The organism is Claveliimonas monacensis (assembly GCF_014982975.1).
Taxonomy (GTDB): Bacteria; Bacillota; Clostridia; order Lachnospirales; family Lachnospiraceae; genus Claveliimonas; species Claveliimonas monacensis.
Window position 1 is genome coordinate 50,604 of record NZ_JADCKL010000009.1, and the last position, 13,763, is coordinate 64,366.

The following is a 13,763-nucleotide window of genomic DNA, read 5'->3' on the forward strand; positions in this document are numbered from 1 at the left end:
AAGAACTTTTTGAGTCAAAATCCATCTTTTTTGTGGATAAAATCCTGTGGAAAATGTGGATAACTAGTCTTTCAGCAGATCCTCTCCAATATTTACAACATTTCCGGCCCCCATAGTTATCAACATGTCCCCCTTCTGGCAGCGGCCGGCGAGAAACTCCTCGATGGCCTGGAAAGAGGGGAGATAGTAGGCGTCGCACCCTTTTTCTTTCAGGGCATTTGCCAGCAGCTCTGAGGACACACCCAGGGTGTCCGTCTCCCGGGCGGCGTAAATATCTGCCAGCACAATGTGATCCGCCAGGGTGAGGGCGTCGGCGAAATCGTCAAACAGAGCTTTTGTGCGGGTGTAGGTGTGGGGCTGGAACACGCACCAGACCTCCCGGTGGGGGTAGGACGCAGCCGCCTTTAGCGTGGCCCGGATCTCCGTGGGGTGGTGGGCGTAGTCGTCGATGACAGTGACTCCGTTCCAGTCTCCCTTGTGCTCAAAGCGCCGGTTTGTCCCCTTAAAGGAAGAGAGCCCCTTCTGCGCGTCCTCCAGGGACACGCCCAGAAGGTCGGCGGCCGCGATCACAGAGAGGGCATTGCAGATATTGTGATCCCCTGTCACGGACAGGCGGATCCGCCCTGCATTCTGGCCCTGCCTGATGAGGTCAAAGGAGGCGTCGCCGAAGGCATCGTGGGAGATGGAAGCGGCAGAGTAGTCGGCATCCGGCTCCAGGCCGAAGGTGATGACCCTGCATGTCAGTCCCTCTGTGATCTCCTCCAGCCGCTCGATGCTCTTGTTGATGATGAGAACGCCGTCCTCTGGCAGGAGTTGGGCGAATTTGCGGAAAGAGCGGCGGATGTCCTCCAGATCCTTGAAGAAGTCCAGATGGTCCGCGTCGATGTTGAGGATCACGGAGATCTTCGGGAAGAAATGGAGGAAGCTGTTGGTGTACTCGCAGGCTTCCGTCACAAAGATGTCGGAGTCTCCCACCCGGATGTTCCCGCCGATGGCTTTCAGGATCCCGCCCACGGAGATGGTGGGATCTTTCTCCCCCGCAAGGAGGATATGGGAGAGCATGGAGGTGGTGGTCGTCTTGCCGTGGGTGCCGGAGATGGCCACCGGCACTTTATAGTTGCGCATGAGCTGGCCTAAGAGCTCCGCCCGGCTGAGCATGGGAAGCTCCTGCCGGACTGCCTCGGCGTACTCCTCGTTGTCTTCGTGGATGGCGGCTGTGTAGACCACGACATCGATCCCGGGGATGATGTTGGAGGCCTTCTGCCCGTAGAAGATCTCAGCTCCCAGGGAGGAGAGGTGGTCTGTCAGGGCGGACTCTTTGGCATCGGAGCCGGAGATGGTGAAGCCCTCTTTCAGGAGGATCTCAGCCAGACCGCTCATGCTGATACCGCCGATGCCGATAAAGTGCACATGCACAGGTTCGTGAAAATTAATTTTATACATGATCAACATACCTTTCTATAAAAAATGCTGTCCGTGATTGACGATACAATGCTTCCCAAGGCCTGGTGCTGTCTGTGAGCAGACTCATGCGGCCCGGACTTTTGGGTTTTGGCATCATTTATATTATTATAAACATATATAATAGAAAAGCCAAGAAACTTTTTTTGTGATATATCGATAAAAAAAAGGTAGAAAAATCACTTTTTTTGTAAAATATGTTCACTTAAATACGGAAGTATGGTATAATAAAAGTCATTAAAATTGCTGAGAAGGGGTGATGGCATGATTAAAAAAGAAATGATAGCAATGCTGCTGGCAGGAGGACAGGGCAGCAGACTTGGAGTCCTCACGGCAAAAGTTGCCAAGCCGGCCGTTGCTTTTGGGGGGAAATACAGAATTATAGATTTTCCGCTCAGTAACTGTATCAACTCGGGGATCGACACTGTGGGCGTTCTGACTCAGTACCAGCCGCTGCGGCTTAACACACATATCGGGATCGGGATCCCGTGGGATCTGGACCGCAACATCGGAGGTGTATCGATCCTTCCGCCATATGAAAAAAGTTCAAACAGTGAGTGGTACACAGGTACAGCCAACGCGATCTATCAGAACCTGGATTATATGAGCACCTTTAATCCGGATTACGTGCTGATCCTGTCGGGGGACCACATTTACAAGATGGATTATGAGGTTATGCTGGACTACCATAAGGAGCATGACGCGGATGTGACCATCGCCGCCATGCCTGTGCCTATGGAGGAGGCCAGCCGCTTCGGTATCGTGGTGGCCGACTCGGACGGACGCATCACGGAATTTCAGGAGAAGCCGCCGGAGCCCAAGAGCAATCTGGCATCCATGGGCATCTACATATTCAGCTGGCCGGTGCTGAAAAAGGCGCTGATGGATCTGAAGGACGTGCCGGGCTGTGATTTTGGAAAGCATATCATCCCTTACTGCCACGAGAATGGAAAGAGACTGTTTGCATATGAGTACAATGGCTACTGGAAGGATGTGGGAACCCTCGGTTCCTACTGGGAGGCCAATATGGAGCTCATTGATATCATCCCGGAATTCAACCTGTATGAGGAGTTCTGGAAGATCTACACCAACAGCGACATCATCCCGCCCCAGTACATTGCCGATACAGCCATTATCGACAGGAGCATTATCGGAGACGGGGCCGAGATATACGGCGAGGTACACAACTGCGTCATCGGATCCGGCGTGACCATCGGGGCAGGCAGCGTGGTGCGCGACTCCATCATTATGAAGGACGTGCAGATCGGTGCGGGCTGCATCATAGACAAGGCCATCATAGCGGAAAGCGTACACATCAGTGACAACGCTACGCTTGGCACAGGCGCTGATGTGCCGAACAAGTTAAAACCGAATATTTATTCTTTCGGTCTTGTGACCATTGGAGAGAATTCTGTCATACCGGAAGGCGTACAGATCGGAAAGAATACCGCCATCAGCGGTGTCACCGTCAGGGAGGACTACCCGGGAGGCGTGCTTGAAAGCGGAGAGACATTGATAAAGGCGGGTGAGAGATTATGAGAGCAGTAGGAATTATCTTAGCAGGCGGAAACAGCAACAAGATGCGGGAACTGACCCAGAAGAGGGCAGTGGCGGCCATGCCCATCGCGGGAAGCTACCGGGCGATCGACTTTGCCCTGAGCAATATGACCAACTCTCATATCCAGAAGGTGGCTGTGCTGACACAGTACAATGCCCGCTCGTTAAACGAACATCTGAACTCCTCCAAATGGTGGGATTTTGGAAGAAAACAGGGAGGACTTTACGTATTCACTCCCACCATCACGGCGGACAACGGCTACTGGTACAGGGGGACGGCGGACGCCATCTACCAGAACCTGGACTTCCTGAAAAAGTGCCATGAACCCTACGTGATCATCACCTCCGGCGACGCGGTGTACAAGATGGACTACAATAAAGTCCTGGAATATCATATCGCGAAGAAGGCAGATATCACCATCGTGTGCAGGGATCTGCAGCCCGGCGAGGATGCGACCCGGTTCGGTACACTGAAGATGGACGAGACTATGCGGGTGGAGGAGTTTGAGGAGAAGCCTATGATGGCGGCCTACAACACCATCTCCACAGGCATTTACATCATAAGGAGACGCCAGCTCATCGACCTGATTGAGCACTGCGCGGAGGAGGAAAGGCATGACTTTGTCACGGATATCCTCATCAGATACAAGAATCTGAAGAAGATATACGGCTATAAGATCAAAGACTACTGGAGCAATATTGCTACAGTTGACGCGTATTATAAGACCAACATGGATTTCCTGAAGCCGGAAGTGAGAAATTACTTCTTCAAGGAATATCCGGGCATTTATTCCAAGGTCAGCGACCTGCCGCCGGCAAAATACAATCCGGGGGCTGTGGTGAAGAACAGCCTTGTGGCCAGCGGGTCCATTATCAACGGCACGGTGGAGAACTCTGTGCTGTTCAAGAAGACCTTTGTGGGGAATAACTGCGTGATCAAGAACTCGATCATTCTCAATGATGTGTATCTGGGCGACAACACTTACATTGAGAACTGCATCGTGGAGAGCCGGGACACGATCCGGGCAAATACGCGCCATGTAGGCGAGAACGGCGTAAAGATAGTAGTCGAAAAAAATGAGAGATATGCACTGTAAGAGAAAAAAGGAAAGATGCAGTGACTGACAAGAAAGGGGCTAGAAGACATGCAGATCACAGATGTACGCGTGCGGAAAGTTGCGAAAGAAGGGAAATTAAAGGCAGTAGTGTCCATCACAATGGACGAGGAGTTTGTTGTGCATGACATTAAGGTCATTGAAGGAGAGAAAGGACTTTTCATCGCAATGCCGAGCAAGAAAGCGCTGGATGGAGAGTACAGAGATATCGCCCATCCCATCAACTCCGCTACAAGAGAGAGGATTCAGAGCATTATCCTGGAGAAGTACGAGGAGGCGCTGAGCCAGGAAGCGGAAGCTGAGCCTGAGATGGCCTGATCGATAGATTGGCAGTAAAGAAATGCATTGGCATAAATGACCATTGAACAGCAAAGGCGCTGTGGAACCCCCTTTTTTGGGGGATCTTGCGGCGCCTTTTTTCTGTAGATTTTTGCGGAGGAGAAAAGGAGAGATCAGTATGGCATCGACTATGGAAATGTTGGAGAAATTGCAGCACAGGGCCCACCAGGACCCGGAGCTCAGGGAGGAGCTGCTGGCTACAAGAAAAGAAGAGGACCCGCTGGGGGCCTTCTGCCGGAAGTGCAGGGAGCTGGGGTATGAGATCTATGAGATGGAACTGGTGAGCGCGGGAGAAGAATTTTATGCCAAGATCAAGCGGAGCACCAACGGCGGAGGAGAAAATTCTCCCCTTCTGGACGGACAGGATGACGCCTACGAGCTCTTCTTTGCGGCGCTGGAACAGGGGCCCGCTGGGGACTAGACATCTTGTTCCAGACAGAACTGCATCCGCTTTCCGGTGGAGGGGTGAAGGAACTCCAGACAGTAAGCGCACAGCTTCAGTACCTGCCATGTGCCTGCTTCCCGGGCGGCAGGATTATACTTTGTGTCTCCCAAGAGGGGGCATCCCATGTGTGCCATCTGCACCCGGATCTGGTGGTGACGGCCCGTAAGAAGGTGGATTTCCAGCTCCGCCTGGCTGTCAGACCTGTCCGAGAAAAATGGCGCTTCTTCCGTGATGGTGCGGTATGTAAGCTCCGCTTTTTTGGCCCCAGGCGTATCCGGGGAGCAGATGCGGGAGGTGTTGGTACGCCCGTCCCGGACGATATAGTCCCGGAGTGTGCCGGAGGGGGCAGAAGGAATTTCTTCTGTCAGGGCCCGGTAGTATTTTCCGAAGGAGCTGCCTGTGAGCTGCGCGTTCAGAGAGGCAGCGCTTTTTTTTGTTTTTGCAAAAACGAGAAGGCCGGACACCGGCTGGTCCAGGCGGTGGATAACCGCCAGATAAGGTTCCTGTCCCTGGCGGGCCAGATGGTTTTTCAGCATGCTCTCCATGTCCGGCGTGCCGATGCGGCGGCTCTGCACGGGGATGCCGTGAGGCTTGCTGCAGACGAGGATCTCCCTGTCTTCATACAGGATGTTAAACGAATTTTTCTGCATAGGTAGTCTGCTCCTGATTCTACTGAATTTATTGTCTGGTAAGCATTATAGCATTTCCCGGTATCCGTGTCAGTTTTTTGTTTATGAAAAATTCTTCAAAGAATACTGCTGATAGAAATTGCCCCCTTGACAAATAAATGGGTATTCGCTAAAATTACGGTTAACTGATATATTATATTCAGACAAAAGCATACCTGCTGGCAGTGATGGCTGCAGAAGGCAGGACTGGCAGTGAAGAGGAATAGTAATGATAAGGCCGATGCGCGCAGAGAAGGGATCCTGTGGCTGAAAGTTCCCTGCATCCGGGTATCACGAACCCACCTTGGAGCCTCTGTGTGAAAATGCAGCGTTTTGTCAGCGTTAATGGCAGACAGAGAGAACTGCAGGAGGACTGCAGTTAATTAGGGTGGTACCGCCGAACTTTTCGGTCCCTTTTTCGGGGAGACGAGAGGTCCGGCGATTTTTTTATTTCTGCGGGCTTAAAAGCCCTCTGGCAGGAGGCGCCTGTGGAGAGAAAAGATCGGCGGGCATATCATTTCCCAAAATCAGACACACGGGGCAGGGGGCTCCGGAGAAAAATCAAGAAAAAAGGAGAAAAAAGTCATGGCTAATGAAAAGAAATTAGTAAAAAATATCACTTCCCGCGATGAAAACTTCGCACAGTGGTATACAGACGTAGTACGCGAGGCTGAACTCTGCGACTACTCCAGCGTAAAGGGATGTCTGAACTACCTTCCCAACGGATATGCTATCTGGGAGCTGATCCAGGCAGATCTGGACAGACGTTTTAAAGAGACAGGCGTAGAGAATGTATGTCTGCCTATGCTGATCCCGGAAAGTCTTCTTGAGAAAGAGGCAGAGCATATTGAAGGATTTGCACCTGAGGTTGCCTGGGTAACACACGGAGGTATGGAGAGACTCCAGGAGCGTCTCTGCATCCGTCCTACATCTGAGACGCTGTTCTGCGACCTCTGGTCTAAGACAGTCAAGTCCTACAGAGACCTTCCGAAGGTATGGAACCAGTGGAATTCCGTTCTTCGCTGGGAGAAGACCACAAGGCCGTTCCTTCGCTCCAGAGAGTTCCTGTGGCAGGAGGGACACACCATCCACGCCACATACGAGGAAGCAGAAGCACGTACCATCCAGATGTTCCACGTATATGAGGACTGCTACAGAGAGACAATGGCTATTCCTTTCGTGTCCGGAAGAAAGGCTGAGCATGAGAAATTCGCCGGAGCACAGGATACCTACACCATCGAGGCTCTGATGCACGACGGAAAGGCACTCCAGTCAGCTACCAGCCACTTCTTCGGAAGCGGTTTCCCGGATGCTTTCGGCATCAAGTATCTGGATAAGAACAACCAGCTCCAGAGCGTGTACGAGACATCCTGGGGATGGTCCACAAGAAGTATCGGCGCCCTGATCATGGTTCACGGTGATGACAGCGGACTTGTGCTGCCGCCTCACGTAGCACCTGTAGAGTGCCGCATCATTCCTATCGCACAGCACAAAGAGGGCGTGCTGGATCGGGCAGATGCGCTGCTGGATGAGCTGAAGAAAGCCGGATACAGAGTGAAGATCGACGACTCCGACAAGAGCACAGGATGGAAGTTCTCCGAGCAGGAGATGCTTGGTATTCCTACACGTATCGAGATCGGACCGAAGGATATCGAGAAGAACCAGGTAGTTGTTGTGCGTCGTGATAACCGTGAGAAGATCATTGTTTCCATGGATGAGATCGCAGTAAAGCTGCGTGAGATCCTTGAGACGATCCAGCAGGATATGTACAACAGAGCTGAGAAGTTCCTGAATGACCACATCGACACAGCCACAAACATGGATGAGATGGTGGAGAAATTCAAGGCCAACAGAGGCTTTGTAAAAGCATGCTGGTGCGGAGATCCGGAGTGCGAGGGCGAAGTGAAATACGCTACAGGCGGAGCTGCCACAAGATGTCTGATCGAGGATGAGGAGTTCGTCTCCGACAAGTGTATCTGGTGCGGAAAGCCTGCGAAGCACATGGCATACTGGGGCAAATCTTACTAATCCCTGCCGGTTTCTGGAGGCTGCCTCCGGGGCGGAGGCGCAGCGGGATCACCGTATGCGAAGAGAGAATATACAAGGGCGGAAGGACAAAAACTTCCGCCCTTATCTTGCGCCTGAAACAGGAAATGGGATATGATATATACACGAAAATAGATTTTAAAGGACTGATAGATATGAATGGCGTCAGACAGACACATATATCCATGCCGGAGAAAGTGAAAGAGATCATTGGCACGCTGAGAGCCGCCGGCTTTGAGGCCTGGGCGGTGGGCGGCTGCGTCCGGGACAGTCTCCTGGGCAGGGAGCCGGAGGACTGGGACATCACCACCTCCGCCACGCCGGAGCAGACAAAGGAGCTGTTTTCCCGGACTTTTGACACAGGGATCCAGCACGGGACAGTGACCGTGCTCCTGGACGGGGAGGGGTTCGAGGTGACCACCTACCGGATCGACGGGGCCTACGAGGACAGCAGGCATCCCAAAGAGGTGACTTTTACGAGGAACCTGAAAGATGACCTGCTGCGCCGGGACTTTACCATCAATGCCATGGCCTACAGCGATGAGGAGGGGCTGGTGGACATCTTCGGCGGCATGGAGGATCTGGAGCGGGGAGTGATCCGCTGTGTGGGTAATGCCAGGGAGCGGTTCAGTGAGGATGCCCTGCGCATCCTTCGGGGCGTGCGCTTTGCGGCCCAGCTGGGCTTCCGGCTGGAGGAGGAGACCCGGGAAGGAATGGAGGCGCTGGCCCCCACCCTGCAGAAGATCAGCGCCGAGCGGATCCAGACGGAGCTTCTGAAGATCCTTCTGTCCGGACGGCCGGATATGCTGCGGACCGCCTGGGAGCTGGGGATCACCGCCTGGTTCCTGCCGGAGTTTGACCGGATCATGGACACGTCCCAGGAGACGCCCCACCACATGTATACGGTGGGGGAGCACACTCTCCACGCCCTTTTAAACGTGCGGCCGGACAGGGTGCTGCGGCTTGCCATGCTGTTCCACGATATGGGAAAGCCGGACCTGAAGACCGTGGATGAGGAGGGAGTCGCGCATTTTAAGAAGCACGCCCTGCGCAGCGAGGAGATCGCCAGGGACGTGATGCGCAGGCTGAAGTTTGACAATGAGACCCAGAGGAAAGTGGCGGTCCTGGTGCGCTACCACGATTACCGGATGCCGGTCCAGGGAAAATATGTCAGGAGAGCCATGAACCGGATCGGTCTGGATCTGTTCCCTCTGTACCTGGAGGTGCGCCGGGCGGATGTGCTGGCCCAGAGTACCTATCTCAGGGAGGAGAAGCTGGCAGATATAGACGGAGTGGAAGCACTCTACAGGCAGAGCCTGGCCAGGCAGGAGTGCGTCACGCTCAAGGACCTGGCCGTCAACGGCCGGGACCTGATCGAGGCGGGCTTTCGGCCGGGGAAAGAGCTGGGCGTGGTGCTGGAGAGTCTGCTGGAGGCGGTGATCGAAGATCCGCAGCTCAACGAGAAGAGCAGGCTTTTGGAACTGGCAGAAGAGAAAAAGAAGTAAAAAGAGAACAGGCATATTACCGTTTTCGCTGTCATACATTAAACAGAACATGATATTGGAAATGTGCAGGGGACGGTAATATGCAGGATTACGAATTGAGTATATTGGAGCAATATCCAATCAATGTAAAGTGCACCCGCAAAACAAGGGGTGCGTTTTTTTGTGATACAGACCAGGGACTTTTTCTGCTCCGGGAGGCGGGGGTGTCCAGGCGCCAGGTCCTCCTGATGCGGCATGTGGGAGTCCATCTGTACCGGGAGGGGAATATGCGGACGGACCTGCCTGTGGCCAACTGCGACGGGGAGTATGTCAGCACGTCCCCGGAAGGGCGGAACTATATATTGAAGCAGTGGTTCAGGGGAAGGGAGTGCGATATCCGCAAGAGCCGGGAACTTCTGGAAGGGACTGCAAATCTCGCCCACCTGCACCGGTTTATGCAGCAGGTGCCGCCTTGCCCCGATCCAGAGCCTGAGAGCGGACCGGAGGAGGACAGCGGCGAAAGAGCGCAAAGTCCTGCCGCCGATGCGGCTTTTGAGCCGGAGAGCCTGAAAAAAGAGTATGAGAGGCACAACCGGGAGCTGAAAAAGATCCGCAGGTTCATGCGGGGACAGTCGCCCAAAGGGGAGTTTGAGATGGAATTCCTCCGGTGCTTTGACGGCATGTACGAGTGGGCCCGGCAGGCGGCAGAGGAGCTGGAGCGCACAGACTTTGGAGAACTCTGGGACGGAGCCAGGGAAAATGGCGCGATGATCCACGGGGATTACAATTATCACAATATCCTTGTCACGGCGGGCGGGTACGCCATCACCAATTTCGACAGATGCAGGGTGGGTATCCAGATGGAAGACCTATATTATTTTCTGCGGAAGGCCATGGAGAAGCATGGGTGGAATGTGCGGAGCGGGGATCACATGCTGGATGCTTACAGCGCCATCCGGCCTCTGTCCGGGACAGAGATAGAGTACCTGAAGATCCGGCTGATCTACCCGGAGAAATTCTGGAAGCTGGCTGATTCCTACTATTGCTCCAACAAGGCATGGATCCCGGCCAAGAATGTGGAGAAACTAAAGACCGTGGTCATGCAGACAGAGGAGAAGAGCCGGTTCCTGGAACAGTTGTTTTCATTTTCTCTGTAAAAAGCCCAGAAACCTTGAAAATACCGGGTTTTTCGGGGATTTTCCCTTGACAAACAGGGGGAAAACCTGTATAACTTTATTGAAAGACGTCCGGCGGCTCTGCAAGATGCAGCGCAGGATGTACAATAAGCTGAATAGAATATGATAAGGGTTCTATCATAAGTCGAAGGAGGAGTTATCCATGAACAAAACAGAATTAGTAGCAGCTATTGCTGAGAACGCAGAAATATCCAAAAAGGATGCTGAGAAGGCCTTAAAAGCTTTTGTTGATGTAGTGACAGAAGAGTTAAAGAAAGAGGAGAAAGTACAGCTTGTAGGCTTTGGTACATTCGAAGTGAGCAAGAGATCTGCAAGAGAGGGCAGAAATCCTCAGACAGGCCAGACAATGAAGATCGAGGCATGCAAGGCTCCGAAGTTCAAAGCTGGCAAAGCTTTAAAGGATGCTGTGAACGCATAGATTTTGTTGCGGTTTATGTGAAAAGTTCGACAGGATGTGCCCCTGGCGCATTCTGCTGGGTACTTCGTAATATAAGACGGCACTGCGGCGGAGAAGGCTGCAGTGCCGTTTTGTCCATAAAACGCAGGGAGGTGACAGTATGAGACTTGATAAATTCCTGAAGGTTTCCCGCCTGATCAAGAGGCGCACCGTGGCGAATGAGGCCTGTGACGCGGGGAGAGTACTGGTGAACGGCGCGGTGGCAAAGGCCTCAGTCAAGGTAAAGCCGGGCGACATCATAGAGATCCAGTTCGGGACAAAAACTGTAAAAGTCGAAGTCCTCGACATAAAAGACACGTCTAAAAAAGAAGAGGCGAAAGATCTGTTCAAATATCTGTAATAATCTCAGACAGCCTTTCATATGATTATCAAGAAAGGTTGTGATGGCAATGGAAGAAAAACAGGTGCGGGGAGCGCACAAGCTCGTTGTGAATAACCGGAAGACCAGCCTGGTGACAGGCGTCCTGGATGTTTTGTCCTTTGACCTGAACGAGATCCTCCTGGAGACAGAGCAGGGGATGCTGATGGTCAAAGGATCTGACCTTCACGTGAACAGGCTGAGCCTGGAAAAAGGGGAAGTGGATCTGTCCGGGACCATAGACAGTGTGGCCTACTCGGAGGTGCATCCGGCGGCCAAGACGGGTGAAAATATACTGAGCAGACTGTTCAGGTGACGCATGCACGGGATAGAGGTGGAGGGCCTTTCTTTCCTTGAGGCAGTGCTGACGGGAATGACGGTCTGCAGTGTCTACACATGCCTGCGCGTGCTGCGGCGGATCGTCCGCCACGCCCCGGCGGCCATTGCTGCGGAGGACCTTTTTTTCTGGCTGGCGACAGCGTTTTATATGTTTGTGCAAATTCACCATACTACCAGTGGTAGCATCAGGTGGTATTTTATACTAGGTGTTGTGCTGGGGAGTATTTTTTTCTCCTGTCTGTCGAAAATTCCGGGAAAACTGCGAAAAAAATTGTACGCAAAGAGGAGGGGGAAATTCGGCGAAAACGGTTGAATAAGCAGGAGAAAAAAGATAAGATAAGAGATAATAACCAGTGAAAGCTGGCGAAATGGGTGAGTAATTAATATGGGAAGCATTAAACAAAAGAACAGGGCGAGACGCCGGAAAAAACAGGTGCAGCAGCACAGGAGGAGTATGCTGGGCATCAGTGCGGTGATCCTGCTTTTGGCAGTCATTGTCTCGGTGAGCAGTATTGAGCTGCGTGCCAAGAACAGTGCATACATAGAGCAGGAGCAGGAGCTGGAGGAAGAGATCCAGGCCGAGAAGGACCGCGCGGAGGAGATCGAAGATCTGGAAGAGTACGTAGGTACAGATGAGTACGTGGAGCAGACAGCCAAAGATAAGCTGGGACTGGTTCACGAAAATGAGATTATTTTTAAGGCAAAATAAGAATTTTTATAAGTATGCAAAAGAGAAGCTTTGGGAGAGAGTCCCAAAGCTTTTTTGTTCCACAGACAGAAGTTTTGGCCTGCCTGTGGGTGCAGGGGAGTATAGCGATGGGTGAGGTTAAGGAAAAGGAACTTTTTGTCAATCCCTACGTGATCCAGATGGACAAATTTGCGGGCTCTCTGAAGCATCTCTCTGAGACCTTTCTGGGCCTGGAAAAGAGCCGCCGGACGCTGACAGGGGAGGAGATCGACGAGATGTTCGCCGCTGTCTCGGAGAAGGTGTGCGGGGGATGTGAGAGGAAGAGCCTGTGTCTGGGAGAAGGCAGAGACAGGACAAGACAGATGGTCTACGAGATCATGGCTGCCGCCGAGGAGTACGGGGCAGAATTGAATGTGGAACTGAAGAGGAAACTGCAGAAAAAGTGTATCCTGGCGCCCCGTTTCCTGCGGGAGACGCTGGAAGTCTTTCAGGCGGAGAAGCAGAAGATCGTGTGGAGCCGGAAGATGGTCATGAACCGTGAGGGGTGCGCGGCGTCCATGAACGCCTTTGCAGATCTCGTCCAGCATGCAGCCCGTGAGCTGGACGCGGGGATCTGCATGGATGAGCACTTGCAGAAAAAAGTGAAGAATCAGCTGAAAAGGAGAGGGCTGAAACTTCTGTCCAGTGTGTTCTTTATGACCAAGCAAGGCAGGTACGAGGTTCATCTCACGGTGCGGGCTCCCAAGGGGCAGTGTGTGGCCTCTAAGGAGGCGGCGGAGGCGCTGTCCGTCTGCCTGGGGCGGAAGATGCTGCTTGTGAAGGGAGAGTGCCCGGTGGTGACCGAGAACTACGGTACGCTGGTGTTCATGGAAGGCCCGGGCTTTCAGACCATCCAGGGGGTGGCGAAGATCGGAAAGGGATGTCAGAAGATATCGGGGGATACATTTGCCATGACTCAGCTTCCCGGCGGGAAGGAGGGGGTGGTCCTCTCGGACGGCATGGGCTCCGGCGAGCACGCCTTCCAGGAGAGCGCCATGGTGGTGGAGATGCTGGAGGAACTGCTGGAGGCCGGATTCCCGCCCCAGACGGCTGTTCAGATGATGAACACGGCTCTGGTGGCGGGCAGGGAGGAGCTTTGTTTTTCCACCGTGGATATGTGCATTTTCGATCTCTACCAGGGATCCTGCGAGCTGATGAAGGCAGGGGCATCCACCACCTTTATCCGGAGCAGTGCGGGGGTGGAGAAGATCAGCTCCGCCACGCTCCCTGTGGGAGTGCTCCAGGAGCTGGAGATCCAGAGAACATCCCGGCAGCTTGGGGATGGAGATTTTGTCATCATGGTGACGGACGGAGTGCTGGACGCCCTGCCTGTGGGAAATCAGGAGGCCATGCTGTCGGCGCTCATAGGGGGTAGCAGCATTAACAATCCCGGCGAGCTGGCCCACTATCTTCTGGAGCAGGTGCTGGAAATGTCGGGGGAAGTGCCGTCGGACGATATGACTGTCCTTGCGGTGGGGATATGGAAAGTGTGAGAGAGCTTGCTTTTTTTCTCCTGATTATTTATAGTATTATATATTTGGTAGACAGCGAAGAGGCCTGCCATCCGGGCA

Annotated in this window: 14 protein-coding genes, 1 pseudogene and 1 other annotated feature; of the genes and pseudogenes, 13 read left to right on the forward strand and 2 right to left on the reverse strand. The window is 53.2% G+C overall.

Annotated elements, in window-relative coordinates; all coding sequences use genetic code 11:
• Positions 1-63: 63 nt before the first annotated feature.
• Positions 64-1,443 carry a UDP-N-acetylmuramate--L-alanine ligase gene (murC, locus tag INF30_RS10785; RefSeq protein ID WP_226395188.1) on the reverse strand — a complete coding sequence of 460 codons (1,380 nt, stop codon included), beginning with the start codon at positions 1,441-1,443 and terminating at the stop codon, positions 64-66.
• Positions 1,444-1,725: 282 nt separating this feature from the next.
• Here murC and INF30_RS10790 point away from each other — a divergent pair, with 282 nt between their 5' ends.
• The 4 genes from INF30_RS10790 to INF30_RS10805 all read left to right on the forward strand — a co-directional run bounded on the left by INF30_RS10790 (position 1,726) and on the right by INF30_RS10805 (position 4,893).
• Positions 1,726-3,000 carry a glucose-1-phosphate adenylyltransferase gene (locus INF30_RS10790; protein WP_076780178.1) on the forward strand — a complete coding sequence of 425 codons (1,275 nt, stop codon included), beginning with the start codon at positions 1,726-1,728 and terminating at the stop codon, positions 2,998-3,000.
• Entirely contained in the window at positions 2,997-4,115 is a 1,119-nt protein-coding gene (gene glgD / locus INF30_RS10795) for a glucose-1-phosphate adenylyltransferase subunit GlgD (protein WP_076780180.1), read from the forward strand. Before INF30_RS10790 ends, glgD begins: the two co-directional genes overlap by 4 nt.
• Positions 4,116-4,163: 48 nt before the next feature.
• Positions 4,164-4,451 carry a septation regulator SpoVG gene (gene spoVG, locus INF30_RS10800; protein ID WP_033125804.1) on the forward strand — a complete coding sequence of 96 codons (288 nt, stop codon included), beginning with the start codon at positions 4,164-4,166 and terminating at the stop codon, positions 4,449-4,451.
• Between the two features lie 139 nt (positions 4,452-4,590).
• Complete coding sequence (locus INF30_RS10805) at positions 4,591-4,893, forward strand: hypothetical protein (protein ID WP_076780182.1); 303 nt, start codon at positions 4,591-4,593, stop codon at positions 4,891-4,893.
• On the opposite strand, the gene INF30_RS10810 is transcribed toward INF30_RS10805, so the two are convergent.
• A complete protein-coding gene (locus tag INF30_RS10810) occupies positions 4,890-5,567 on the reverse strand; it encodes an RluA family pseudouridine synthase (RefSeq protein WP_226395189.1) in 678 nt (225 codons plus the stop codon). The genes INF30_RS10805 and INF30_RS10810 overlap by 4 nt on opposite strands.
• Before the next feature lie 222 nt (positions 5,568-5,789).
• Positions 5,790-6,003: a binding site (T-box leader), on the forward strand.
• Between the two features lie 167 nt (positions 6,004-6,170).
• Between INF30_RS10810 and proS the strand changes: the two genes are divergently transcribed.
• From proS to INF30_RS10855, 9 genes and pseudogenes are all read left to right on the forward strand, one after another.
• The gene (proS, locus tag INF30_RS10815; protein ID WP_076780186.1) at positions 6,171-7,613 is read left to right on the forward strand and encodes a proline--tRNA ligase; all 1,443 of its coding nucleotides are present in this window, start codon (positions 6,171-6,173) and stop codon (positions 7,611-7,613) included.
• Between the two features lie 173 nt (positions 7,614-7,786).
• On the forward strand, positions 7,787-9,136 hold the full coding sequence (locus INF30_RS10820) for a CCA tRNA nucleotidyltransferase (RefSeq protein ID WP_226395190.1): 1,350 nt from the start codon (positions 7,787-7,789) through the stop codon (positions 9,134-9,136).
• 80 nt (positions 9,137-9,216) lie between these two features.
• Entirely contained in the window at positions 9,217-10,272 is a 1,056-nt protein-coding gene (locus INF30_RS10825) for a phosphotransferase (RefSeq protein WP_226395191.1), read from the forward strand.
• 163 nt (positions 10,273-10,435) lie between these two features.
• A pseudogene (locus INF30_RS10830) lies at positions 10,436-10,729 on the forward strand (HU family DNA-binding protein); the annotation flags it as partial.
• Positions 10,730-10,868: 139 nt separating this feature from the next.
• A complete protein-coding gene (locus tag INF30_RS10835) occupies positions 10,869-11,108 on the forward strand; it encodes an RNA-binding S4 domain-containing protein (RefSeq protein ID WP_226395192.1) in 240 nt (79 codons plus the stop codon).
• Between the two features lie 49 nt (positions 11,109-11,157).
• Entirely contained in the window at positions 11,158-11,442 is a 285-nt protein-coding gene (gene yabP / locus INF30_RS10840) for a sporulation protein YabP (RefSeq protein ID WP_076781142.1), read from the forward strand.
• A gap of 3 nt (positions 11,443-11,445) precedes the next feature.
• Entirely contained in the window at positions 11,446-11,778 is a 333-nt protein-coding gene (gene yabQ, locus INF30_RS10845; protein WP_076780191.1) for a spore cortex biosynthesis protein YabQ, read from the forward strand.
• Between the two features lie 72 nt (positions 11,779-11,850).
• Positions 11,851-12,174 carry a septum formation initiator family protein gene (locus INF30_RS10850; protein WP_226395193.1) on the forward strand — a complete coding sequence of 108 codons (324 nt, stop codon included), beginning with the start codon at positions 11,851-11,853 and terminating at the stop codon, positions 12,172-12,174.
• 107 nt (positions 12,175-12,281) lie between these two features.
• Complete coding sequence (locus INF30_RS10855) at positions 12,282-13,685, forward strand: SpoIIE family protein phosphatase (protein WP_226395194.1); 1,404 nt, start codon at positions 12,282-12,284, stop codon at positions 13,683-13,685.
• Positions 13,686-13,763: the final 78 nt, after the last annotated feature.

What these genes read in the sequence shown, in the direction of transcription:
- INF30_RS10790 (WP_076780178.1), top strand. Translation starts at nt 1,726, where the DNA reads ATGATTAAAAAAGAAATGATAGCAATGCTGCTGGCAGGAGGACAGGGC.
- yabP (WP_076781142.1), top strand. Translation starts at nt 11,158, where the DNA reads ATGGAAGAAAAACAGGTGCGGGGAGCGCACAAGCTCGTTGTGAATAAC.
- INF30_RS10835 (WP_226395192.1), top strand. Translation starts at nt 10,869, where the DNA reads ATGAGACTTGATAAATTCCTGAAGGTTTCCCGCCTGATCAAGAGGCGC.
- glgD (WP_076780180.1), top strand. Translation starts at nt 2,997, where the DNA reads ATGAGAGCAGTAGGAATTATCTTAGCAGGCGGAAACAGCAACAAGATG.
- INF30_RS10805 (WP_076780182.1), top strand. Translation starts at nt 4,591, where the DNA reads ATGGCATCGACTATGGAAATGTTGGAGAAATTGCAGCACAGGGCCCAC.
- proS (WP_076780186.1), top strand. Translation starts at nt 6,171, where the DNA reads ATGGCTAATGAAAAGAAATTAGTAAAAAATATCACTTCCCGCGATGAA.
- spoVG (WP_033125804.1), top strand. Translation starts at nt 4,164, where the DNA reads ATGCAGATCACAGATGTACGCGTGCGGAAAGTTGCGAAAGAAGGGAAA.
- INF30_RS10855 (WP_226395194.1), top strand. Translation starts at nt 12,282, where the DNA reads ATGGGTGAGGTTAAGGAAAAGGAACTTTTTGTCAATCCCTACGTGATC.
- INF30_RS10810 (WP_226395189.1), bottom strand. Translation starts at nt 5,567, where the DNA reads ATGCAGAAAAATTCGTTTAACATCCTGTATGAAGACAGGGAGATCCTC.
- INF30_RS10820 (WP_226395190.1), top strand. Translation starts at nt 7,787, where the DNA reads ATGAATGGCGTCAGACAGACACATATATCCATGCCGGAGAAAGTGAAA.
- murC (WP_226395188.1), bottom strand. Translation starts at nt 1,443, where the DNA reads ATGTATAAAATTAATTTTCACGAACCTGTGCATGTGCACTTTATCGGC.
- INF30_RS10850 (WP_226395193.1), top strand. Translation starts at nt 11,851, where the DNA reads ATGGGAAGCATTAAACAAAAGAACAGGGCGAGACGCCGGAAAAAACAG.
- INF30_RS10825 (WP_226395191.1), top strand. Translation starts at nt 9,217, where the DNA reads ATGCAGGATTACGAATTGAGTATATTGGAGCAATATCCAATCAATGTA.
- yabQ (WP_076780191.1), top strand. Translation starts at nt 11,446, where the DNA reads ATGCACGGGATAGAGGTGGAGGGCCTTTCTTTCCTTGAGGCAGTGCTG.